Below are 21821 nucleotides of genomic sequence, written 5' to 3'. Positions count from 1 at the left end.
TGTGTATCGAATTAGTGTGTGTCTAACTTTGCGAAACCTTTAACTAAGGTATCGAGCTCTTTTAACTGTGCCAAGAAAGGCTCCAACTGTGACATGCGTAGCGCACATGGACCGTCACATTTGGCATTTTCTGGATCTGGATGAGCTTCTAAGAACAAACCAGCTAAACCAGTCGCCATACCTGCACGTGCCAGTGTCGTGATTTGCGCACGACGACCACCTGCAGAATCCGCACGACCACCCGGCGTTTGAAGCGCATGCGTAACATCAAAGAACACAGGGACATTCATTTCTTTCATGATGTCAAAGCCCAACATGTCTACAACTAAATTATTGTAACCAAATGCTGAACCACGTTCACAAAGAATCAGTTTGTCATTTCCTGCTTCCAAACACTTATGCAGAATATGACGCATTTCGTGTGGTGCGAGGAACTGTGCTTTTTTGATGTTAATGATGGCATCAGTTTTCGCCATCGCTTCAACAAGGTCAGTCTGACGGCTTAAAAATGCAGGAAGCTGGATAATATCCGCAACTTCAGCAACAGGCGCAGCTTGGTATGGTTCATGTACGTCAGTAATAATCGGCACATTAAAGTGTTTTTTAATGTCAGCTAACCACTCGATTCCTTTTTCCAGGCCTGGGCCACGGAAAGAGTTCAAGCTTGAACGATTGGCTTTATCAAAACTTGCTTTAAACACATATGGAATATCCAAGCGTTTGCAGATATCCACATAGGTTTCAGCAATTTCAAAAGCAAGGTCTTTTGACTCAAGTACGTTCATGCCGCCGAATAGTACAAATGGCAAATGATTTGCCATTTGTATATCGCCTAAACGTACAATTTCTTGTGGTTTTAATTGTGACATTTAAACTTCCTAGTTTAGTCCTACAATGCCATTACTTGGTTTTTTGATACTGTTTTTTAGCAGCATCAATAAAGCCAGCAAATAATGGGTGACCATCACGTGGTGAGCTGGTAAATTCTGGGTGGAATTGTACCGCAACAAACCAAGGATGTGCAGGAATTTCAACAGTTTCAACGAGACGTTGTACCGGAGAATAACCTGAAATCTTCATGCCTTTTTCTTCAAGCACTGGGATATAACGGTTGTTCATTTCATAACGGTGACGATGACGTTCAACGATCTCTTCAGAACCGTACACTTGTGCAGTTTTTGTTCCCGCAACCAATTCAGATTTTTGAGCACCCAGACGCATTGTGCCGCCTAAGTCAGAATCTGCATTACGTTGTTGAACTTCGCCGCGCTCATCTAACCATTCAGTGATTAGACCAATCAATGGTGATTTTGTAGAACGGTTAAATTCAGTTGAAGTTGCATCGCTAATACCCGCAACGTTGCGCGCATATTCGATCACAGCCAACTGCATACCTAAACAGATGCCGAGGAACGGTACACCGTTTTCACGTGCAAAACGAATCGCTTTCATTTTGCCTTCTGTACCACGTTCACCAAAACCACCTGGAACTAAGATTGCATCCGCGTCTTTTAATACGTCGTTTACATCTTGGCTTTCAAGTTCTTCTGCATTGACGTAATCGATTTGAACTTTCACACGGTTTTGAATACCCGCATGTAAAAGTGCTTCGTTTACAGATTTGTATGCATCTGGAAGTTCAACGTATTTACCAACCATCGCTACACGAACTGTGTATTCAGGGTTCAATAATGCATCTACAACGTTATCCCAGTCTGTAAGATCAGCTTCTGGAAGATCGTTATAACCAAAACGTTCGCAGATTAAATCATCAACGTTTTGTTCATAGAAAGTACGTGGAATTTGGTAAATCGAACGCGCATCTTTACATACCACAACTGCACGTGCTTCAACGTTCGTAAATAACGCGATTTTACGTGTAGTGTCAGCATCAACATCATGCTCTGTACGGCAGATCAGGATGTCTGGTTGAATACCAATCGACAAAAGCTCTTTTACAGAGTGTTGAGTTGGTTTAGTTTTTAATTCAGCAGCTGACTTAATATATGGGAGTAAAGTTAAGTGCATTAACATTGTGCGCTTATGACCTAGTTCGACCATAAGTTGACGTACAGATTCCATGAATGGGAGAGATTCAATGTCACCTACTGTACCGCCAATCTCTACGATCGCAACGTCATAGCCTTCACCTGCGCGAAGAACACGTTCTTTAATATTGTCAGTAATATGTGGAATAACTTGAACTGTACCACCGAGGTAGTCACCACGACGTTCTTTATTCAAGACATCTTGGTACACTCGTCCTGAAGTAAAGTTGTTCAGTTTGGTCATTTTCGCACGACGCAAGAAACGTTCGTAATAACCCAAGTCTAAGTCAGTTTCAGCACCATCCTCTGTGACAAAAACTTCACCGTGTTGGAATGGACTCATAGTCCCTGGATCGACATTAATGTATGGATCCATTTTTACCATGGTTACTTTTAAACCACGGGCTTCTAAAAGCGCAGCCACTGATGCAGCTGAAATACCTTTACCTAGTGATGATACAACACCACCAGTAACGAAAATAAAATGGGTCATTAAGTTTCTCGTACAATGGAGCCTAAATTGGCCTACAATGTTGTGCGATTTTACTTTACTCTGTACCAAGAAAGCAAAGTCATTCCGCATCAATTCATAGAACAATTAACAATTGGCTATTGTAACAGCAATTATCATAAAAATTTAGAGTAAGTTCTTATCATTTCTATATTCTTATTTGCTGTTATAATGCAGTTATCCAATCCACACTTTTTTGTTTTGTGTAATTATGAATAAGAAACTTTTAATCTGCGGTGCAATCGCAACAGGTCTACTTCTTACAGCATGTGTAAAAAAAGAAGCACCAAAAGAAGAAGAACAGGAACAGGTTGAAGTTGCAGCATCTGAACCAACAGCATCTGTACCTACACAATTAGAACCAGTTGAAGAACAAGCAGTTGTTGAAGAACCGACTCAGCAGCAAGTTGAAGTGATTCGTGAAGAAACACCGAATACAACAACTGAAATTCGTCGTGAACCTACTCCTCCTGCAGAAACTCCTGCTCCAAAAGCAGAAGCTCCTAAAGCGGCAGAAAAACCTGCACAAGCTGCTCAACCTAAACAAAACTCAGGTTCTGCACAGTCTGAAGATGACGCCGTGGCTGCTGCCATTGCTGCTGCAACACCAGCTTTAGAGAACTAAGATCGAAGTTTTATCAAACAAATGATCAAAAAAACCCGGCAAAAGTCGGGTTTTTTATTGTTTCTATGTAAATAAAAATCTGTACCCGACGATGCACTGTTTTTTCTCACAACTATTCTTGTAATTTTTCAGCTAAATATTCAATAAATAAACGAACACGTTTCGGTAAATGCTCTTGTTGATAATAGACAGCATGAATAAGCTGTTCATGTGGCTCAATTTGATCGTCTAAAAGTTGTACCAATCGTCCTTCTGCAATATCTTTTTCTAACATAAAAATCGAAAGACAAGCGATGCCCATCCCATGAATCGCAAGCTCGCGTATCGTTTCACCATTTGATGTCTTAATATTTGGTCGGATCGTCAGGGGCTTCCCTGCGACTTGGAACGGCCAAGTATTCATATGGGTAATTTGACTAAATCCAAGTAAAGCATGTGCTGTTAGCTCATCAGCATTTTGCGGTCGTCCATGCTGCTGAAGATATTCAGGACTCGCCACCAAACACAATCGACTCTTATAGATGAGTTTTGCATGCAAACTTGAATCGTTTAATTTTCCAAAGCGAATTGCGACATCCGCTTTATGCTCTAATAAGTCAATCACTTGATCATGATTCACCAATTCAATCTGTATATGTGGATAACGTGCATTAAATTCTGGAATCAAGGGAACGATCATATGCAGAATAAACGAAATCGCAGAATCGACCCGCACCAACCCCGAAGTATCTGCATCTAATTTCAGCAGAGAATCTTCCGCTTCGCTCAAATCATTCAATATCCGCCGTGTTTTAGCTAAAAATAATTGCCCCTCCTGCGTCAGCTTAATTTTGCGGGTTGTTCGTTCCAACAGGGTTACATTTAATTTAGATTCCAGACGCTGTAATGCGCGGCTTACACCAGATGCTGTTTGATCTAGTCTTTCTGCTGCTTTGATAATAGAGCCACTATCTACAATAACAGTAAAAGCCTGCAGCTCCTCAATGGTCGATTTCATTGCATATTCGAACTCGTGATTTTTAATCAATAATATATTCCAAACTCATGCATTTTTCTTCATTAAAATTAGCAGCACAATAGCATCAATTCAAAAAAGAGAATTCCTGATGATTGTTCCCCAATTTGGTGTCGGTAGCTTCCGCTTGACAGGTGACACTGTCATTCACTCAATTAAAACAGCCTTAGAAGTTGGATATCGTGCTGTAGACACCGCACAAATCTACGGTAATGAAGCAGAAGTAGGCCAAGCAATCCATGAAAGTCAGGTCAATAGAGCTGATATTTTTTTTAACCACGAAAATTTGGACTGAAAATTATACTGCCGACAAACTGATACCCAGTCTAAAAGACAGTTTAATTAAATTGAGGACTGATGCAGTTAACCTTACACTTATTCATTGGCCAGCACCTGCACTTGGAGTCGATATTCCTGAATTAATGGGACATTTACTTGAGGCAAAAAAACAAGGTTTGACTGAGCATATTGGTATATCCAATTTTAATATTGAGCTCACTCAACAAGCCATTGATCACATCGGGCTAGAAAATATTGCAACCAATCAAATTGAACTTAGTCCATATTTGCAAAATCAAAACTTGGCCAATTATCTACAAGCGAACAAGATAGATGTCACATCCTATATGACTTTGGCCTATGGCAAAGTTTTGCAAGATCCAATCCTTTTAAACATTGCAGCAGAACACCAAGCTACTTCAGCTCAAATTGCTCTCGCATGGGCACTGCAAAAAGGTTATGCAGTTATTCCATCTTCAACCCAACCTGAACATTTAATCAGTAATTTAAAAGCTCAAGAGATTCATTTAACACCAGAACAGATGCAGGTCATTGCCACACTGGACAGAAATACGCGTGAAGTGAACCCACCTGAACTTGCTCCAGTTTGGGATATTTAATATGAAATTCAATTTTCCATTAATTGCATTAGCCGTAGGTGCTTTTGCAATTGGCACAACAGAATTTTCACCCATGGGTTTTTTGCCTGAAATCGCAGCAGATTTATCGGTATCTATTCCTCAAGCGGGCTTACTGATTAGTGCCTATGCCGTTGGCGTCATGATTGGCGCCCCATTAATGACCTTATGGTTAGCACGTTTTCCTAAACGTACTGCCCTTATTTTACTTATGGCAATCTTTACCATCGGTAATATTTTGGCAACGATTGCACCCAATTATCTCGGTTTAATGGCTGCACGTTTGGTGACTAGCTTAAATCATGGTGCATTTTTTGGCTTAGGTTCTGTCGTTGCTGCGAGTGTCGTACCTAAAGATAAACAAGCCAGTGCTGTTGCCATGATGTTTATGGGCTTGACCATCGCCAATATTGGCGGTGTACCACTCGCAACGTGGGTAGGACAAAATATCGGTTGGCGTATGTCTTTTGCCGCTATTACCTTATTGGGCATCATCACCATGTTGGCATTATGGAAAGCACTACCCCATCACCAACAGACCGAAAAACCTGATGTACGAGCAGAGTTAAAAGTATTAACACGCATGCCTGTTGTTTTAGCACTGCTCACCACGGTCATGAGTGCTGGAGCTATGTTCGCGCTCTATACCTATATCGCACCAAGTTTAAAAGTCTTTACTCATGCAAGCCCTGAACTTATCACTTTCATGTTGGTCCTAATCGGGATCGGATTTTCAATTGGTAACCATTTCGGTGGTAAGTTTGCCGATCAATCCCTAGATAAGACCTTGATTGGCTTTTTAGTCTTACTGATGCTGATGATGCTGTTATTTCCAATTTTAGCAACCACCACCATTGGCGCAGCGATTGCATTAATCATCTGGGGAGCAGCAGCCTTTGCCGTCGTACCACCTTTACAAATGCGTGTTATGACAGTCGCTCACGATGCACCAGGCCTCGCTTCTTCAGTGAATATTGGTGCATTTAATCTTGGAAATGCTTTGGGTGCTGTTGCAGGTGCCGCAGTGCTAAATCTTAACCTAAGCTATGCTGCGGTGTCTTATGCAGGCGCTACACTGAGCGCTATAGCGTTGATTTTAGTATTGATACAGATGAAGCTTAAACCTCAAATTACTGCATGTTGCGCACAAGCTGAGTAACACATACTTAAAATAGCCTACCCAAAGTAGGCTATTTTTTAGTTCGCATATAACTTTAAAAAATCTGCCATTAATTTGGTTGCCCATGAATGGGTTTCGACTAAACCCTCATAATAACCACAGTGACTGCCTTTTTTGGTGGTTACCACCACAACATTCGGCAAAGAGCGGATTAATTCTTTATAGGGTTCAAAGTTTTGAATGTGGCAGACAGGGTCGTCTTCTGCGTTCAAAATCATCAATGGAATTTTAAGATTTTCAAATACATAAATTGGGTTGGTAGATTTGGCATAACTTTCATAATCAGCAAAACCCGCCATTTGAAAATATGCACGTTCAAACTGTGCCAGATTTTTACTTTTCAATACATCAATTAAAGAGGGTGTTGCTGACCATGTTGCAGAATAGGGTTCTACAAATTTCTGAAAGAGCTTCTTAGTCATCATTTTACTGTAAAAAGGGTGGACATTTTTAAAGCCAAGCTCAGTGTCATAGCCCGGACATAAAGCAAAAGCCGCTTTAAGTGGTGTTTCATCACCTTGTTCGCCTAAATAGCGGACCAATAGCCCCGTTCCTGCAGATGAACCGACGCCATACAAACTCGATGCGGGAAATTTCTGCTGAATAAAGGCAATCTGTTCACGTAAGTCATCGGTTGAACCAAATAAGTTTATTTTGGCAACAGGCATAGGTAAATTGGCATGACCGCGTCTTAGACAAAGTGCAATACGCCAACCTGTATATAGATGAAGATCCCGAACCACTTCCCGCATACTTTCAGGCGTTCCCGTAATTGTATGCATGAGCACCACAGTTGGCACATCTGCAGGTAAATCCAAACCCAACCATGCAATGGCTGTGATCCCTCCATCAGCCATGGTTAGCTGCTCTATAGCATCATATTTAAGCTTCACTTGACGCTTTTTAATGACATCAAAATATAGTAAATGTGCGTGGGTATTCGACAGCCAAGGCGTAGGGCGATATTTTTCATGTAGTTGCTTTAACTTCGGCAGCACATGTTTCATTTGCCCTTCAGGATGATAATAAAGCTGTGGTAATTCTGCACCGATTGCATGATCTACAAAATTTAAAAGAGCCTGACGCCCTTTATGCATCACATTATTCATTGACCCTACCTTCACCTCGCTTCGCACCACAGCAAATCATTTCCATCTTTTCACTTTGGCAGACAATGTCCATAAAAAACCGCATCTAAAAAACCGTATCTAGCTAGCAATATTTGTTTGCTTAAGCCTCATAAGCAAAAAGCATGACAATATCCATCATGCTTTTTATCATTCTGAGATGAGCATTTTAAAAACAGCAGAGTTAAGGCTGATATTGCATAATGCGCTCACCCATTTTCGCCGCCAATGCTTCCAACCCACTTTTCGGACGGAGCATGACTTCAAAATCAATCATCTGTCCTTGTTCATTAAACTGAATCATGTCGATCCCTTTTAACTTTTTCTCGCCAACATTGGCAGAAAACTCAAGCACCACATTTAAACCATCTTCTGAGTAAAACTCACGGTGATAGGTAAAATTTTCAAAAATTTGAATCACATTGGTCAAAATAAAAGTTACTACAGGCTTACCTGGATATGGGTTAAACGCGACAGGTGAACGAAACACCACATCCTCTGCCAAGAGTTCATTTAAAATATTCATATCCCGTGTGTCGAGCATTTCGTGCCAACGTGCAACAGATTTTTTTGTTGTTTCAATAGTCATGTTTATGTCCTTTTTTTTTGATGAATCATTTCCCTTTCCTCAAACTACTCTCCCAAATGGAGAGGAAGCACGACAACTGCCTATTAAATTGAATGAAGTTGTCGTGGTTTAGTATGAGGCTGATTAAATCACCGCAGCCAAATCTGCACCTTGACGAATGGCACGTTTAGCATCTAACTCACCTGCTTCTTTCGCACCACCAATCAAATGCACATTTTTCCCATCTGCTTGTAGCTGTTCATACATCGCGGTATAGGATTCCTGACCTGCACAAATCACCACATGATCAACATCTAAAATACGTGATTGACCATCAACGGTAATATGCAAACCTTGATCATCAATTTTGTCGTAGCTTGCACCCGCAATCATTTTCACATCGCGGTGTTTCAAACCTGTACGGTGAATCCAACCCGTGGTTTTACCTAAGCCAGCACCAACCGATTTAGCCTTACGTTGCAATAAATACACTTCACGCGGCGATTCTTCGACGTCTGGATGTTTCAAGCCACCAACTTGCGCATAAGTGGTATCAATTCCCCATTCATCATAAAATTTCTCAGGATTGAGGCTACCGCTTTCACCTTCATGCGTTAAATATTCAGCCGTATCGAAACCAATACCGCCTGCACCAATGATTGCTACACGTTTGCCAACAGGTTGACGTTCACGTAATACCTGTAAATAGCTCAATACTTTTGGATGATCAATACCATCTATATCTAACTGACGCGGTGTTACACCCGTCGCCACCACGATGTCATCAAAATCAGACTGAGCTAATTCTTCATAGGTTGCTGTATGGTTCAATACCAATTTAATCTGAGGCAATAGTTCTATTTTACGTTTGAAATAACGCAGCGTTTCATAAAACTCTTCTTTACCAGGAATCGTTTTCGCAATATTAAACTGTCCACCAATTTGGCTCGATGCTTCAAAAATAGTTATGTTATGACCACGCTCTGCAGCATAAGTTGCAAAGCTTAAACCTGCAGGTCCCGCACCAATCACAGCGATATTTTTCACCTGTGCAGATTCTTTAAATATCAGTTCAGTTTCATAGCAGGCTTGAGGGTTAACCAAACATGTTGCAATTTTCATTGAGAAAATATGATCTAGGCAGGCTTGGTTACAACCAATACAGGTATTAATTTCATCACTACGACCTTGTTCTGCTTTTTCCACAAAACGTGGGTCAGCCAGCATTGGACGTGCCATGGACACCATATCTGCATCACCCGAAGCAAGTACGTGCTCAGCCATTTCAGGAGTGTTAATACGGTTTGAGGTGATTAAAGGAACATTCACAATACCTTTTAATTTCTTAGTCACCCATGTAAATGCAGCACGTGGCACTTTGGTTGCAATGGTCGGAATACGCGCTTCATGCCAACCAATACCGGTATTGATAATGGTTGCACCAGCTTTTTCAATGGCTTTTGCAAGTTGCACAACTTCTTCGAAAGTCGAACCGCCTTCAACCAAATCCAACATAGAAAGACGATAAATAATAATAAAATTTTCACCGACTAATTCACGCGTACGACGCACGATCTCGATTGGAAAACGAATACGGTTTTCATAACTGCCGCCCCATTCATCATCACGGTGGTTGGTACGTGCAGCAATAAACTCATTAATTAAATAACCTTCTGACCCCATGACCTCTACACCGTCATAACCCGCTGTCTGTGCTAACTGAGCACATCGAGCAAAGTCATTGATCGTGCGTTCGACGTCTGCTGTGCTTAAAGCTTGCGGTTTTACAGGGTTAATTGGTGCTTGAATAGATGAAGGTGCAACATTATTGGCCTGATACGAGTAGCGACCTGTATGCAAAATCTGCATCGCAATTTTACCGCCAGCATCATGTACCGCCTGCGTAATCACTTTATGCTTTTCCGCTTCTTCTAAAGAGTCTAATTTTGAACCACCAGCAAATGTCACACCATCATCATTGGGAGAAATACCACCGGTTACAATCAGACCTACACCGCCTTTCGCACGCTCTGCATAAAAAGCTGCCATGCGTTCATAACCACCCGGTGCTTCTTCCAAACCGATATGCATAGAACCCATCAATACACGGTTCTTTAGCGTTGTAAAACCTAAATCTAGTGGTGCCAATAAATTTGGATAATTTGACATTTTTTCTCCTTAGCGTGCTGAAAAGCTGGCTATTTTTATCTTCGCTTGTATACGAGCTTTCTATTTCCATCTACGTATACAAGATTTTTGCAACTTGTTGCACTAATTTATATGCGAGATTTGATTTTTATGCAACATGTTGCATAATAAAAAGTACAAAACTATTTTGACTGAGCCATATATGTCTTTAGCCCATGTTTTACTCACGAGCTTACTTGAAAAACCGAGTACAGGAATCGACCTTGCACGCCGTTTTGACCGCTCTATGGGCTTTTTTTGGAATGCGACACATCAGCAAATCTACCGTGAACTCAGTGGCATGCAGCAAAAAGGCTGGATCAGCACTATTGAAGATGAGCACAGCACAACCCGTAAAAAAACCTACCAAGTTGAACAACTTGGACGTGTTGAATTAGCCAATTGGATGGTTGAGCAAAGCCCTCCGGCTCAATTACGTGAAGAGTTGATGGTTCGTTTACGTGCAGAAGCTCAGCTGGGTACAAATGGCGTATTACCCGAATTAGAGCGCCATCTTGAAATTCACAAAGAAAAACTAAAAGTGTACCAGTCTATTTTTGCAAAAGACTTTGCACATGCGCATGATGAAGACCGTACTTTGTACATTCATAAAATGATTTTACAGCTTGGGATTGATTTGGAAATCGGTTGGATCAAATGGCTTGAAACCATCATTCCACAGTTGCATAAGTTTAATCGCTAAAACAAAAAATAAATAGGAAGCCGCATGCCACACTATACAATGCCCGATCAGCAACAACTGTATGTTCGTGAATATGGTCAAGGAGAACCCATTCTGGTTTTATCTGGACTGGGCATGCAAAGTTGGCAATGGCACCCTTTTCTATATCAACACCGAAAGCATTTTAAATTTATCATTCCAGACTGGCGTGGATTTGGCGGCTCTAAACTTTGTCAAATTCCAAATATGGACACCATTTCAAGCCATTGGCGAGATATTGACAGCTTAGTTTCCCAACTTGGTTACGATAAAATCACGGTGATTGCTTACTCCATGGGGGCAACGACCACCATGCACGGTTTAAAATACGGTCAGTTTGCTGAAAAAATTAAACGTTATTTACACATCGATCAAACCCCTAAAATACGAGTAGATGCAGATTGGCAATTTGGTTTATATGGCAAACGTCACACTGAGTTTTTAAGTATTTTAGAAGACATCTCGAAGGTACTTGCAACCAACCTCTCTGTGCCATTTGCACAGCAGATGAATAAACATGACCGTCAAGGTCTGGTCGACGCTTGGTTAAGATTCATAGACTTACAAAATAGCAATCCTTATGCATTATCCGCTTTCCGTTTCGCATACCAACAACCAACTTTACAGAAGCTGATGTTACCATCACAAAGTGTGGCCTATTTATATTGGTATATTCAAAATTATTTGAACCATACTGAAGATTATCGTGAAGCCATTGCAGCACTCACCGCTCCGACGACTTTTTTCACAGGGGCAAAATCGATCCTCTATCCTGCCCAAGGTCAAAAAATTATTGCTGACAGCCTAGTCAATGCTGAGCAGATTATTTTTAAAAAATCGGGACACACTCCATTAATCAGTGAACCGGTCAAATTTAGCCGTGAAATCACCAAGTTTTTAAAACAAGCGATCTAATAAGACTGAATAAAAAAATAGGCTCATTACTTTTCAAGATTGAGCCTATGTTTTATGCAGAAAGGTGTTACTTAAACGTTTGCTTCAAAATTGAATTTCAAATTTAACGTTATTATTACTTTTTAAAATAAGCACTAGAAAACCCGACGATCGTATTCAATTGCTTCCAAATCATACACTTGGTAAACGCAGTCAAATAAAGGACGCGCCAATTCCCCTTCATCATCATTCCGCACAATCAAATAAATTTGGCTAATGGCAGCACTATCCGATAATTTCACATAATTCACATGCCTAAACTGCATAATTTGTACAGATTCAGGAACAATACAAATGCCTTCGCCTGCGGCAACCATGCCTAGTGATTGTTGCAAATCTGCTTGAGTATTAAAGCGTTTCGGCTCCATACCATATTCTAAAAACAACGACTTGATCAGCGTTGCATAACTTTGACCATCCGTTGCTGGATAGATAAAAATCTGCTCATCTTTGAGATTATTCAATGCAATCTGTTGTTGTGAAGATAAAGGATGGCTTGAATGCACCGCAACAATCAGAGGCTCTTCACGCAATAGCACACGTTTAACCGCCTGATCCGACACACGAACTCGGCTAAAACATGCATCAACCCGACCTTCTTTTAATGCCTGAATCTGATCGACTGCACTCAGTTCAATTAAATTTACATTTAAGTGTGGATATTGCTGACGGAACAAATAAACAATTCGAGGTAATAAACCACAGAGTAACGAACCGCCATAACCGATATTAATCGTGCGTTCAGTGGCACTGGCCCGCTGCGTAATGAGCTTAATTTCTTCTGCATTGGAAAGTAATTTCACAGCTTGCTGATAAAAGAAACGGCCAATGGTGGTGGTTCTTAAAGGACGGCTGCCACGCTCAAAAAGCTGCGCACCCAACTCTTCTTCTAAATTTTGAATTTGACGACTTAAAGGAGGTTGAGCAATAAATAGCTTTTCAGCAGCCTTCGTAAAACTCTGTTCTTCTACAACGGCGACAAAGTAACGTAAATGTCTTAATTCCATGACATTGTCCTTTAATGTCGAATTTCTTTCATAATGGTCTTTTATTTGAATATATCAGGACGACACTCAAATCACATCCTTCAAATTCGGTTATTTAAAAGATGTATACACCACATTTATTGTTTGGTCATGCTAATGTGAAACGATTACAAGGTTAACCCGACTTTAGTCTTGGCAATTTTGCTCAAACTTCTCACATGAAAAACTACAAAACGTGATTGACTTCATGAAACAATTCAAGTTAATTAGCAAAATCGTTGCAAATATGGAATAAGAACAGTGCTGAGTGATCTAGATGATTTTTATTGTTTTGCCCAAGTGGTCGAACATGGTGGTTTTAGTGCAGCAGAACGTGCAACAGATATTCCAAAATCAAAACTGAGTCGTCGGGTCTATAACTTAGAAGAACGTTTAGGTGTCCGCCTGATTCAACGTAGCTCACGACATTTTGCTGTGACAGATATTGGTATGAACATCTATCGTCATGCACAAGTCATGATGAATGCCGCTCAAGCCGCACACGATTTGGTTGATCATCTCAGTACGCAGCCGCGCGGCTTAATTAAAGTCAGCTTACCTGTTTCCATCGCGCAAAATGAAATGACCAAAATATTGCCTGAATTTTTAAAGCAATATCCAGAAATCAAAGTGCAAATGATGGTGACCAATCGGCGCGTAGATATCATTAATGAAGGCTTCGATCTTGCGCTACGTGTACGTTCAAATCTAGACGACGACCCCAATTTAGTCATTCGTAAATTTGAAACGATTGAGCAGCACTTATTTGCCAGTCAGGCCTATCTGAATAAATTTGGCGAACTCAAACACCCTGAAGATTTATCGCAACATCAAATATTAAGTATGGCGGATGAGCATCTTGATCAACATATTATTGTGACCGATGCACAGCATCATCAGAAAAAAATTAAAGTGAATCCAACGGTGATGGGCTCTGACCTGTCTATGTTAGCTGCACTGGCCTGCCAAGATTGTGGCGTGGCGTTATTACCCGACAGTATTGTGTCCGATCACGTGAAATCAGGTGCTTTGGTTCGTGTACTACCTGAATGGAAAGCTGCACATGGTATTTTCCATGCAGTTTATCCATCTCGTCGTGGCTTACTACCTGCTGTACGTGTATTCATTGATTACTTAGTTGAAAAACTCAGCCAACATGAACACGCTAAATTTTAAGCAAAAAAAAAGCTTACCCATGTGATGGGTAAGCGAAAACTTAAAAACTAAGAAACTACAGCAGAATCTGTAATCATATTATATAAATAAAATACATCTTTATTAAATCGTTAATAGCTCTAACTGATTTTCAGAGTTATAAGCAAAACCTTATAAATTAAGCTATAGAGAAAACCTCTTAGTCTTAAAACCTATAACGCTCATACACACTACAACTTATTAGACTAAAGTCAAAAAATATACACTTGTACAATTTAATTTAACTTCAATCCTTTAGATACAGCAGATTCAGGATTAAATTCGCGATTTAGCTTAGATTGCAGGATATGTACCTGTACCTTCTGGCCATGGAGATAGCAACTCAAAACCACTATCGGTTACAACCACCATATGCTCCCACTGTGCAGATAAAGAGCGGTCTGCAGTAATCACTGTCCAGCCATCTTTTAACTCTTTAGTTCGCGCTTTACCGCTGTTAATCATCGGCTCAATGGTAAAGACCATGCCTTTTTTTAGAATTACACCTTGACCCGGTTGACCATAGTGTAAAACGCTCGGTTGCTCATGATAAACCTTACCAATCCCATGACCACAGTATTCACGTACAATGCTGTAGCCTTCACGATGAGCAACTTGTTGAATGGCATAACCTACATCTCCCAATGTTGCTCCCGGTTTAACTGCATGAATCCCAGCAACCATGGCCTCGTAGGTAGTTTCGACTAACTTTTTAGCCGCAGGTGAAACTTCACCCACATAGTACATACGACTGGTATCACCAAAATAACCATCTTTAATGATGGCGACATCAATATTGATAATGTCGCCATCTTTCAATACGGTTTCTTTCGAAGGAATACCATGACAAACCACTTCATTCGGTGAAATACAGGTGGTTTTGGTATAGCCATAGTAGCCAACATTGGCAGGAGTCACTTTAAGTGTGTTGATGATAAAATCATTACAGATATCGTCCAAATATTCAGTCGTCACGCCCGGCTTGACATACTCCCCGATCATCTCTAAAACCTGAGCAGCTAAACGACCTGAAATGCGTAATTTTTCAATATCTTGCTCGGTTTTAATCGTGATTTTGGAAGCTTTCATCTGAATATCCTCAAATTTGAATACACCGAATTATAGACCTTTTAGATTTTTTTTGTTTTATTCAGCCAATATTTCTGCATTTATTCGGCTTATAGCATCCTATTTAGTGCTGAAAATTAGAACAATTGATTTATATCTGATAAATCTTAATCGCTAAACATATTTCTATAAAAAATTTATATACAATAAATTTCTTTTATTTATCATAAATATAAATAAAACATTATTTTATCTGTCAATATATTCATGATTCGTATTATAAAAACTATCTATACGATTTATAAATTTTGCTCCAAAAACGAGCTTAATTGCACTAAAATTGCCTTTTTTCACAGTTCATCTCCCCTTTATGACAAGTCTTCGTACACGGGATATTGTTGCCTTAGGTTTTATGACCTTCGCACTGTTTATTGGTGCAGGCAACATTATTTTCCCACCAATTGTCGCACAGCAAGCGGGTGAACATGTTTGGTTAGCTGCATTTGGTTTCTTAATCACCGCAGTTGGTCTACCTGTCATCACGATTATTGCTTTGTCGCGTGTTGAAGGTTCTATTCAAGTTTTAAGTTCACCTTTGGGTAAAGCAGCCAGCATTATCCTTACTGTCGCGTGTTACTTAGCTGTTGGACCTTTATTTGCAACACCTCGTACAGCTACCGTTTCTTATGAAATTGGTTTCTCTTCTTATTTTGGTAACGGCGCAAACAGTCTGCTAATTTATAGCGTGATTTATTTTGCATTAGTGACCATTGTTTCACTTTATCCAAACAAAATTTTGGATACTGTGGGTTATTTCCTTTCACCACTCAAGATCTTAGGTCTCATTGTACTGGGTATCTCTGCGTTCTTTATCCCTGCCGGTGTGATTCCACCTGCTATTGCTAATTACGTGGCTGCACCAGTTTCAGAAGGTGTGGTCAATGGTTATTTAACCATGGATACTTTAGGCGCTTTAGTTTTTGGTATCGTGATCGTAAAAGCCATTACTTCACGCGGTGTAACGGATAGTAAGCTCGTCACTAAGTATGCTGTCATTGCCAGTATTATTTCTGGTATTGGACTTACACTGGTTTATATCAGCTTGTTCAAACTCGGTATGGGCAGCCATGATATTGCTCCAAATGCAACAAATGGTGCAGTGATCCTGCATGCATATGTACAACATGCTTTTGGTGATATGGGCGCTTATTTCCTATCTGCAATGATCTTTGTTGCATGTATGGTGACCGCGATTGGCTTGACCTGCGCATGTGCTGAATATTTCTCAGAATTGACTAAAATTCCATACAAAGTTTTTGTGTTCATTTTAGTTGGTTTCTCACTGCTGATTTCAAACTTAGGTTTAACCAAACTCATTGCAGTTTCAGTGCCTGTTTTAAGTGCGATTTATCCACCTGCGATTGCAGTTATCCTACTGAGCTTCTGCTCTAAATGGTTTATTTCACCATCACGAGTTATTGCTTCTGTTACCGCATGTGCGTTTATTTTCGGTATTTTTGATGGTTTAAAAGTGGCTGGTTTCGAAGATGCGCTTCCAAGCTTTATTGCCAATCTACCGCTTGCTCAACAAAATTTAGCATGGCTGATCCCTTCTGTGATTGTGCTGATTATTGCTGCTGTAATTGACAAAGTTAAAAAATAACCTTTTTTGACCTGTCTAAAATCGGAGTTTTACCCGAATGACGATTTTACCTGTGACCAATAATTGTCGAGTTTTACCCAAACTGACTTTTATTTGTCCTACTACAGCGCAAAAATCCTAAGTCATTGAACTTTTTTAATAAAGTTTTATTTTCATGATGAGAAAAAAATCCAGCCCTTTGGCTACAAAATATAATAATAGTTAAAATACAAATACTTTCTGCAAAATACACCGTACACAAACTCCATGATTAAGCCCGATTCAGACTGTAAGCTAGGCGGTTTCGTGTCATAAAGCCGATATACCCGTGTTGGTATATATATTGCTTATTCATACATAGATATTATGCATCGACCATTTTACTCACCAGTCAACACCTTTAGATTCATAATATTTAGTATATGAATAAAATGATTATTCTTATACGATGATCTAACATAGTTTTATGACAAAATAATGACATTTGCTATTGAAATACTTCTAGTTTCGAAGTACAACAGTAGTTCAAACCTGACCAAAATCATGGGTTTTGGCTAAACAACAACAAGGAGGGGTGGAGATGTTATCAGTACATTTCAAAAAGCAATTCTTCATTAACGCTCTGAAGGCAAATAAGAACATGGTGACCTATACAAGCACCACTATTGCTCTCATGCTGACACTACTTATTCAAGGCTTAATACAAGGAAATTTAAGACCTGAATATTTTGCTTATGCGCTTATTGTCTCTGTAGCCTTTTATTTATGGGCAGTCATTGACCACAAATATCGAAAGCAAAAATCAACAGAATTTTAAGTTAGAAGATGGATGAGGCATCATCCATCTTGAAAAAAGAAAGATGCCACCCCCACCTTCTCGATCATTTAATCCTTTTTAAATAACAATACAAATAATCCCTAAAATAACCAGAAAATCATCAGCCTTTTCTCATAAATTTTCAATTCTGCAGAACTTAAAATTTTGTTTATATAAATTCTTCGACCTAACAATCGTCTGCACTTTAAAAGCTTTTATCTCCTGATTAGCCTCCAATCTAATTGATACGATTTTTATTTGATACTACTTTGCTTAAAACCAAAATTTAACGATGACTCCGAAGAGCAATCCGAGTGTTGCAATTAACTCGCCAATCACCAATCCAAGCATTGCCATACTCATCATCCATTTAGGTAAATGCCATTTGCCTAAGACGTGCGGTACTTTAAATTGATTGGTGGTATCAGCTAAAAAGCCATGCAGCACATAGCTTAAAATCGAAAAGCTAAAAAAGAACAAATTGATGATTACAAAGAGTAAATTGAGTGTATGTGGAAGTGCTGAAAAATAGGCCAATACCGCTAAAATAAGCGTCGCTGGGGCGTATAACAAACTGCTCCGATGTGCGATATCTACATAATAATGCGCACGTGCCAGTTCAGACTGCCTTATTTGTGCATATTTCCACACACCTGTGAGCATACCTACCCATAAATAAATCCCACTAAAAACTATCGCAATTTTTACTGCACTCGAAAGTTGAAGCATGTCCATTTTAATTTACATCCATTGTTCAATTATACGCATTATTTTTATCTGTATTTCTTCTGCAATAGTACTTGCTTCAAACCTGTTATGACATGACTTTAGAGTCATACTCTTTTCAGGTTTCTTTTTGGAACTTGTGTAAATTAGTGACATCGGAACACACCCATGAAGTTTGAATCATGTCATCATCTGAAAAACTCACGATTCATTGCCAAGACGGCTATTCACTGAGTGCGCGCTTTTATCCGCACCAGACAGAGCTCAAACAGGCTTTACCTGTGTTGATTTGTCCAGCCACAGGCATTACCAAGCAATTTTATAATAGCTATGCAACATGGTTGAGCCAACAAGGCTATGACGTTTTAGTTTTCGATTTTCGTGGTATTGGTGAGTCGCTACACAGCCTTTTAAAACAATCGACAGCAAGTATTGTGCAATGGGGGCAGCTAGATATCCCTGCGGCAATCGACGCTTTGATCAGTAAAACGCAGGCACCTAAAGTCATATTACTCGGTCATAGCGCAGGCGGACAATTATTAGGTATCGTGCCAAATTATGACAAAGTTGCCAAAGTGGTTGCTGTTTCTGGCTCTACAGGTCATGTCAAAGATCTTAAAGGTCGCACCAAGCTTTTAGCTCCAGTGATGTTTAATGTGATCTTCCCGATTGCACGCTATACCATTGGCTATGGCCCGACTAATGCGATTGGCATGGGTGAAAATTTGCCAAAAGATGTTGCTCGTGAATGGGCTGAATTTTGTAGCAAACCCGGTTATGTCATCAACGCCTTAGGCAAAACTGTTCAGCATGATTTTCATCAACAGGTGAGCTGTCCGATCACTGCCGTATGGAGCTCTGATGACGAAATCGCCACGGAAGCCAATGTCAAAGACTTGCTGCGCTTATACCCGAATGCTTCGACTCAAATGATTGAGTTAAAACCGAAAGAAACAGGTCATAAAGCCATCGGACATATGTTGATGTTTAAATCGTCACATCAAAACCTATGGCCGATCATTGAACAACAGTTACACGCTTAAGTTTTTGCCACTCAGTCAGTAATCCGGCTGAGTGGTCTTTTTATAATCTGCACAAGATTTTCTATTTTTAGCTTCAATCACCCTGCCTAACACCTTACATAATTTATTTTTCTATCTTTAAAATCTGCATTGCAAGTCCGAGTGTGCTAATTTTCTTCAGCCGACCATTGCAAAAAATGATATAACTATTTTTTCTCAATTATATTCTATTTTGGCATGAGTGAAGCACGACACAACCTCGACAGAATTGATCGCTTAATATTATCCGCATTAAGAGAAGATGGACGACTCACCATAGCCCAGCTGTCTGAACGTGTTGGTCTCTCCTCTTCGCCGTGTTGGACACGCTTAAAGCGTTTAGAAAATTTAAAAATTATCGACGGCTATACAGCCAACATCAACCCAAAATCGATTGGGATCAATGAATTATTCTTTATTGAAATTACATTAGAACGTCACGATGATGAAATTTTAGATCAATTTAGTGAAACTTTAGCCAATATGCCAGAAGTGGTAGAAGCACATTTAGTCACTGGCGATTATGATTATTTGGTGAAAGTTGCAGTTAAAAATGCTGAACACTATGAGCGTTTTTTGCGTAAAAACTTATATTCTATGAAAGGTATACGCCATACCCGCTCTATTTTTGCGCTACGACAATTAAAATCTGCCAGCAGTGCTGACCTCATGATGATTGAGTAATGAGCCAATATAGATCTAATCTATAAGATGACTTTAAAATTTAAGGGCAATTGAATGCAGCACTCAATTGCCCTATTTATGCGGTCTAATCTATAAAGCCATCTTTTTTCAATTTTTTATCTGTCAAATACTCACGTATGACCAATGTTGCAATAATAATGATGGCTTCTAGGATCGCCACAGTGACGGTTATTTTGGTAAAAACTTCGACACTGAGCCACTCAAACCACAATTGAGCGATGGCTAATAAACCCCATAAAACTGAAATAATAAGTGCACTAAAGACACCGTATTTCATTTTTCTCTCTCCAAAACAACCACATAAGCTTCACGCTTCCAAAAAAGCAGCATACGGCGGATATCTTTTTCCATCGTAATCACCGCCCAGCCTTGCTGCGCATTTTGATTTAAAAAATTGGTGAATTTAACTGGATCAACTTTTGAAGAGCCAAGCAGTAAAGATCCCAGCATACCTTCTTGATAGATAACAACTTTATATTCTTTCATCAATATAGTTCTTTATGGTTATAGTGAAATGAACAAATGTTCAGAGCAAAGTATAACGATCGGTTTTTCCTAAAACAACCTAGTTTTAACTGTCAATTTGCTCAGCAATTTTTTCGATTTTATGTTTTAATACATGCAGTATGAGATGAGCCTTATATGAGTATCACGCGAGTGATACGACTAGCCCCTAACCATGGGGCTTTTTAATGTCCGCATTTATGATTTTCAAGTTTTAGCATCTTTGAGAGACTCTTTCGCTAATAGTTTGCTGTGTCTTTCGACATGCTGCCAGCATAGCCCTATACTCGTAAAGCTAAGAAAGTATTCAAAGCAACGATATACTTACTTAAATCTATCACCGATCAGTTAAAAATAATCACTGCAGTCTCTTCTGCCTGCAAATATCTAGGTGTCAGCACTTCACGCTTCTATGCATGAAAAATGTTAGATTTATTTATGTATGATGATTTGAAAGCTATCCATTGGCAGCATCATACTCATTTAGGCGCACAATCATGTCCATGACATACATGATCTTGATTATCGTATGAATGAATGTTCTGTCTGTAGAATCTAAGAATATTTAAAAAGCTAAGTTTACTGAATAAAGTTGCACGCAAATATAAGCATACAACGGATATTACTTATATCAGTACCAAGCAAGATGGGTTGTATTTATGTGGATGCTAAGTTTATTTAGTCGTTGTACTGTCTGTTGGCAAACTAGCCATTGTAATGGTCAAGTAAAATCAGACCATCAATTGATATGCGTGTAATGCATTTAATTAAGCAGTAGCTCATCAAGGTTATCCTAACAGGTGCATGGTACATTTCCTTGCAAAGCAATACTTCACAGACTCGAAGTACTGTAATCATGATTGTAGGGGCTATTTATTGATGAATAACGGTATTCTAGTATACAACCGTCGCGACCTTACACAGTATGCTGCTCATGGGATAATGCAGTAAGCGAAGCTTGTCTCCCACATTAAAAGACCATGTGATTCACGGTAGTGTTTACTACTAGAAAAGAAACCGATGCTGTATTATTCTCAAAGTTTACTACCATCGAATTAGACGACATTCTACAAATGACTGGTTAAGTCTAAAAGCCTTTAAGCAGAAATATTTTAAGTATTTAGAAGGGATGACCGTTCACGATATTGTTTAGGATCAATGCTTCACTTGCTTGATGGGTCACTATGAAACAGTCACTTGCCGCAGTAAATCTGAAGTTCTGCTGT

Annotated in this window: 20 protein-coding genes and 2 pseudogenes; 11 read left to right on the top strand and 11 right to left on the bottom strand. The window is 39.6% G+C overall.

Annotated features, from left to right (window positions below; genetic code table 11):
• Nucleotides 1–11: 11 nt before the first annotated feature.
• Both kdsA and FTV38_RS07685 read right to left on the bottom strand, forming a co-directional pair.
• Entirely contained in the window at nt 12–869 is an 858-nt protein-coding gene (gene kdsA, locus FTV38_RS07690) for a 3-deoxy-8-phosphooctulonate synthase (RefSeq protein WP_078188522.1), read from the bottom strand.
• 31 nt (nt 870–900) lie between these two features.
• The gene (locus FTV38_RS07685) at nt 901–2541 is read right to left on the bottom strand and encodes a CTP synthase (protein ID WP_180022127.1); all 1641 of its coding nucleotides are present in this window, start codon (nt 2539–2541) and stop codon (nt 901–903) included.
• 229 nt (nt 2542–2770) lie between these two features.
• Between FTV38_RS07685 and FTV38_RS07680 the strand changes: the two genes are divergently transcribed.
• Nucleotides 2771–3184: an internalin gene (locus FTV38_RS07680; RefSeq protein ID WP_180022126.1), complete on the top strand. Its 414-nt coding sequence runs from the start codon at nt 2771–2773 to the stop codon at nt 3182–3184.
• A gap of 112 nt (nt 3185–3296) precedes the next feature.
• On the opposite strand, the gene FTV38_RS07675 is transcribed toward FTV38_RS07680, so the two are convergent.
• Nucleotides 3297–4181, bottom strand: a complete 885-nt coding sequence (locus FTV38_RS07675) for a LysR family transcriptional regulator (protein ID WP_180022151.1) — start codon at nt 4179–4181, stop codon at nt 3297–3299.
• Nucleotides 4182–4290: 109 nt separating this feature from the next.
• Between FTV38_RS07675 and dkgB the strand changes: the two are divergent.
• Nucleotides 4291–5098 (top strand): annotated as a pseudogene (dkgB, locus tag FTV38_RS07670) (2,5-didehydrogluconate reductase DkgB).
• Nucleotide 5099: 1 nt separating this feature from the next.
• Nucleotides 5100–6275, top strand: coding sequence for an MFS transporter (locus FTV38_RS07665; protein ID WP_180022125.1), 1176 nt, complete (start codon nt 5100–5102; stop codon nt 6273–6275).
• Between the two features lie 38 nt (nt 6276–6313).
• Here FTV38_RS07665 and FTV38_RS07660 read toward each other — a convergent pair whose 3' ends face one another.
• From FTV38_RS07660 to FTV38_RS07650, 3 genes are all read right to left on the bottom strand, one after another.
• Nucleotides 6314–7405, bottom strand: a complete 1092-nt coding sequence (locus FTV38_RS07660; protein ID WP_180022124.1) for a YheT family hydrolase — start codon at nt 7403–7405, stop codon at nt 6314–6316.
• A 202-nt stretch (nt 7406–7607) separates the two neighbouring features.
• Entirely contained in the window at nt 7608–8012 is a 405-nt protein-coding gene (locus FTV38_RS07655) for a nuclear transport factor 2 family protein (protein ID WP_121532411.1), read from the bottom strand.
• A 123-nt stretch (nt 8013–8135) separates the two neighbouring features.
• Entirely contained in the window at nt 8136–10160 is a 2025-nt protein-coding gene (locus tag FTV38_RS07650; protein WP_180022123.1) for an NADPH-dependent 2,4-dienoyl-CoA reductase, read from the bottom strand.
• 181 nt (nt 10161–10341) lie between these two features.
• On the opposite strand from FTV38_RS07650, the gene FTV38_RS07645 reads away from it, so the two are divergent.
• On the top strand, nt 10342–10881 hold the full coding sequence (locus tag FTV38_RS07645) for a PadR family transcriptional regulator (RefSeq protein ID WP_180022122.1): 540 nt from the start codon (nt 10342–10344) through the stop codon (nt 10879–10881).
• A 24-nt stretch (nt 10882–10905) separates the two neighbouring features.
• Nucleotides 10906–11814: an alpha/beta fold hydrolase gene (locus FTV38_RS07640; RefSeq protein WP_180022121.1), complete on the top strand. Its 909-nt coding sequence runs from the start codon at nt 10906–10908 to the stop codon at nt 11812–11814.
• Between the two features lie 134 nt (nt 11815–11948).
• Here the strand turns inward: FTV38_RS07640 and FTV38_RS07635 are convergent, their stop codons facing one another.
• Complete coding sequence (locus FTV38_RS07635; protein ID WP_078188530.1) at nt 11949–12860, bottom strand: LysR family transcriptional regulator; 912 nt, start codon at nt 12858–12860, stop codon at nt 11949–11951.
• Between the two features lie 279 nt (nt 12861–13139).
• Here FTV38_RS07635 and FTV38_RS07630 point away from each other — a divergent pair, with 279 nt between their 5' ends.
• Nucleotides 13140–14054, top strand: coding sequence for a LysR substrate-binding domain-containing protein (locus FTV38_RS07630; protein WP_180022120.1), 915 nt, complete (start codon nt 13140–13142; stop codon nt 14052–14054).
• Between the two features lie 312 nt (nt 14055–14366).
• Here the strand turns inward: FTV38_RS07630 and map are convergent, their stop codons facing one another.
• Nucleotides 14367–15161: a type I methionyl aminopeptidase gene (map, locus tag FTV38_RS07625; protein ID WP_180022119.1), complete on the bottom strand. Its 795-nt coding sequence runs from the start codon at nt 15159–15161 to the stop codon at nt 14367–14369.
• Nucleotides 15162–15510: 349 nt separating this feature from the next.
• On the opposite strand from map, the gene brnQ reads away from it, so the two are divergent.
• Nucleotides 15511–16803, top strand: coding sequence for a branched-chain amino acid transport system II carrier protein (gene brnQ / locus FTV38_RS07620; protein WP_180022118.1), 1293 nt, complete (start codon nt 15511–15513; stop codon nt 16801–16803).
• A 559-nt stretch (nt 16804–17362) separates the two neighbouring features.
• The gene (locus tag FTV38_RS07615; protein WP_078188534.1) at nt 17363–17599 is read left to right on the top strand and encodes a hypothetical protein; all 237 of its coding nucleotides are present in this window, start codon (nt 17363–17365) and stop codon (nt 17597–17599) included.
• 273 nt (nt 17600–17872) lie between these two features.
• Here the strand turns inward: FTV38_RS07615 and FTV38_RS07610 are convergent, their stop codons facing one another.
• The gene (locus FTV38_RS07610) at nt 17873–18334 is read right to left on the bottom strand and encodes a hypothetical protein (RefSeq protein WP_180007847.1); all 462 of its coding nucleotides are present in this window, start codon (nt 18332–18334) and stop codon (nt 17873–17875) included.
• Between the two features lie 173 nt (nt 18335–18507).
• On the opposite strand from FTV38_RS07610, the gene FTV38_RS07605 reads away from it, so the two are divergent.
• Nucleotides 18508–19368: an alpha/beta fold hydrolase gene (locus FTV38_RS07605; RefSeq protein WP_180022117.1), complete on the top strand. Its 861-nt coding sequence runs from the start codon at nt 18508–18510 to the stop codon at nt 19366–19368.
• Nucleotides 19369–19584: 216 nt separating this feature from the next.
• Complete coding sequence (locus FTV38_RS07600) at nt 19585–20070, top strand: Lrp/AsnC family transcriptional regulator (RefSeq protein WP_078188537.1); 486 nt, start codon at nt 19585–19587, stop codon at nt 20068–20070.
• A gap of 85 nt (nt 20071–20155) precedes the next feature.
• On the opposite strand, the gene FTV38_RS07595 is transcribed toward FTV38_RS07600, so the two are convergent.
• Nucleotides 20156–20368, bottom strand: coding sequence for a hypothetical protein (locus FTV38_RS07595; RefSeq protein ID WP_180022116.1), 213 nt, complete (start codon nt 20366–20368; stop codon nt 20156–20158).
• Complete coding sequence (locus tag FTV38_RS07590) at nt 20365–20577, bottom strand: DUF4177 domain-containing protein (protein WP_078193931.1); 213 nt, start codon at nt 20575–20577, stop codon at nt 20365–20367. The genes FTV38_RS07595 and FTV38_RS07590 overlap by 4 nt, the downstream gene beginning before the upstream one ends.
• Nucleotides 20578–20961: 384 nt before the next feature.
• Between FTV38_RS07590 and FTV38_RS18375 the strand changes: the two are divergent.
• A pseudogene (locus FTV38_RS18375) lies at nt 20962–21748 on the top strand (IS3 family transposase); the annotation flags it as partial.
• Nucleotides 21749–21821 lie beyond the last annotated feature (73 nt).

This window comes from Acinetobacter sp. YH16044 (genome assembly GCF_013417145.1).
In the GTDB taxonomy this organism is placed as follows: domain Bacteria; phylum Pseudomonadota; class Gammaproteobacteria; order Pseudomonadales; family Moraxellaceae; genus Acinetobacter; species Acinetobacter amyesii.
Note: the sequence above shows the minus strand (reverse complement) of the source record. Positions and strands in the feature narration are given on the sequence as shown.

What these genes read in the sequence shown, in the direction of transcription:
- map (WP_180022119.1), bottom strand. Translation starts at nt 15,161, where the DNA reads ATGAAAGCTTCCAAAATCACGATTAAAACCGAGCAAGATATTGAAAAA.
- brnQ (WP_180022118.1), top strand. Translation starts at nt 15,511, where the DNA reads ATGACAAGTCTTCGTACACGGGATATTGTTGCCTTAGGTTTTATGACC.
- FTV38_RS07605 (WP_180022117.1), top strand. Translation starts at nt 18,508, where the DNA reads ATGTCATCATCTGAAAAACTCACGATTCATTGCCAAGACGGCTATTCA.
- FTV38_RS07655 (WP_121532411.1), bottom strand. Translation starts at nt 8,012, where the DNA reads ATGACTATTGAAACAACAAAAAAATCTGTTGCACGTTGGCACGAAATG.
- FTV38_RS07645 (WP_180022122.1), top strand. Translation starts at nt 10,342, where the DNA reads ATGTCTTTAGCCCATGTTTTACTCACGAGCTTACTTGAAAAACCGAGT.
- FTV38_RS07680 (WP_180022126.1), top strand. Translation starts at nt 2,771, where the DNA reads ATGAATAAGAAACTTTTAATCTGCGGTGCAATCGCAACAGGTCTACTT.
- FTV38_RS07665 (WP_180022125.1), top strand. Translation starts at nt 5,100, where the DNA reads ATGAAATTCAATTTTCCATTAATTGCATTAGCCGTAGGTGCTTTTGCA.
- FTV38_RS07650 (WP_180022123.1), bottom strand. Translation starts at nt 10,160, where the DNA reads ATGTCAAATTATCCAAATTTATTGGCACCACTAGATTTAGGTTTTACA.
- FTV38_RS07660 (WP_180022124.1), bottom strand. Translation starts at nt 7,405, where the DNA reads ATGAATAATGTGATGCATAAAGGGCGTCAGGCTCTTTTAAATTTTGTA.
- FTV38_RS07610 (WP_180007847.1), bottom strand. Translation starts at nt 18,334, where the DNA reads ATGGACATGCTTCAACTTTCGAGTGCAGTAAAAATTGCGATAGTTTTT.
- FTV38_RS07640 (WP_180022121.1), top strand. Translation starts at nt 10,906, where the DNA reads ATGCCACACTATACAATGCCCGATCAGCAACAACTGTATGTTCGTGAA.
- FTV38_RS07600 (WP_078188537.1), top strand. Translation starts at nt 19,585, where the DNA reads ATGAGTGAAGCACGACACAACCTCGACAGAATTGATCGCTTAATATTA.
- FTV38_RS07615 (WP_078188534.1), top strand. Translation starts at nt 17,363, where the DNA reads ATGTTATCAGTACATTTCAAAAAGCAATTCTTCATTAACGCTCTGAAG.
- FTV38_RS07675 (WP_180022151.1), bottom strand. Translation starts at nt 4,181, where the DNA reads ATGAAATCGACCATTGAGGAGCTGCAGGCTTTTACTGTTATTGTAGAT.
- kdsA (WP_078188522.1), bottom strand. Translation starts at nt 869, where the DNA reads ATGTCACAATTAAAACCACAAGAAATTGTACGTTTAGGCGATATACAA.
- FTV38_RS07590 (WP_078193931.1), bottom strand. Translation starts at nt 20,577, where the DNA reads ATGAAAGAATATAAAGTTGTTATCTATCAAGAAGGTATGCTGGGATCT.
- FTV38_RS07685 (WP_180022127.1), bottom strand. Translation starts at nt 2,541, where the DNA reads ATGACCCATTTTATTTTCGTTACTGGTGGTGTTGTATCATCACTAGGT.
- FTV38_RS07635 (WP_078188530.1), bottom strand. Translation starts at nt 12,860, where the DNA reads ATGGAATTAAGACATTTACGTTACTTTGTCGCCGTTGTAGAAGAACAG.
- FTV38_RS07595 (WP_180022116.1), bottom strand. Translation starts at nt 20,368, where the DNA reads ATGAAATACGGTGTCTTTAGTGCACTTATTATTTCAGTTTTATGGGGT.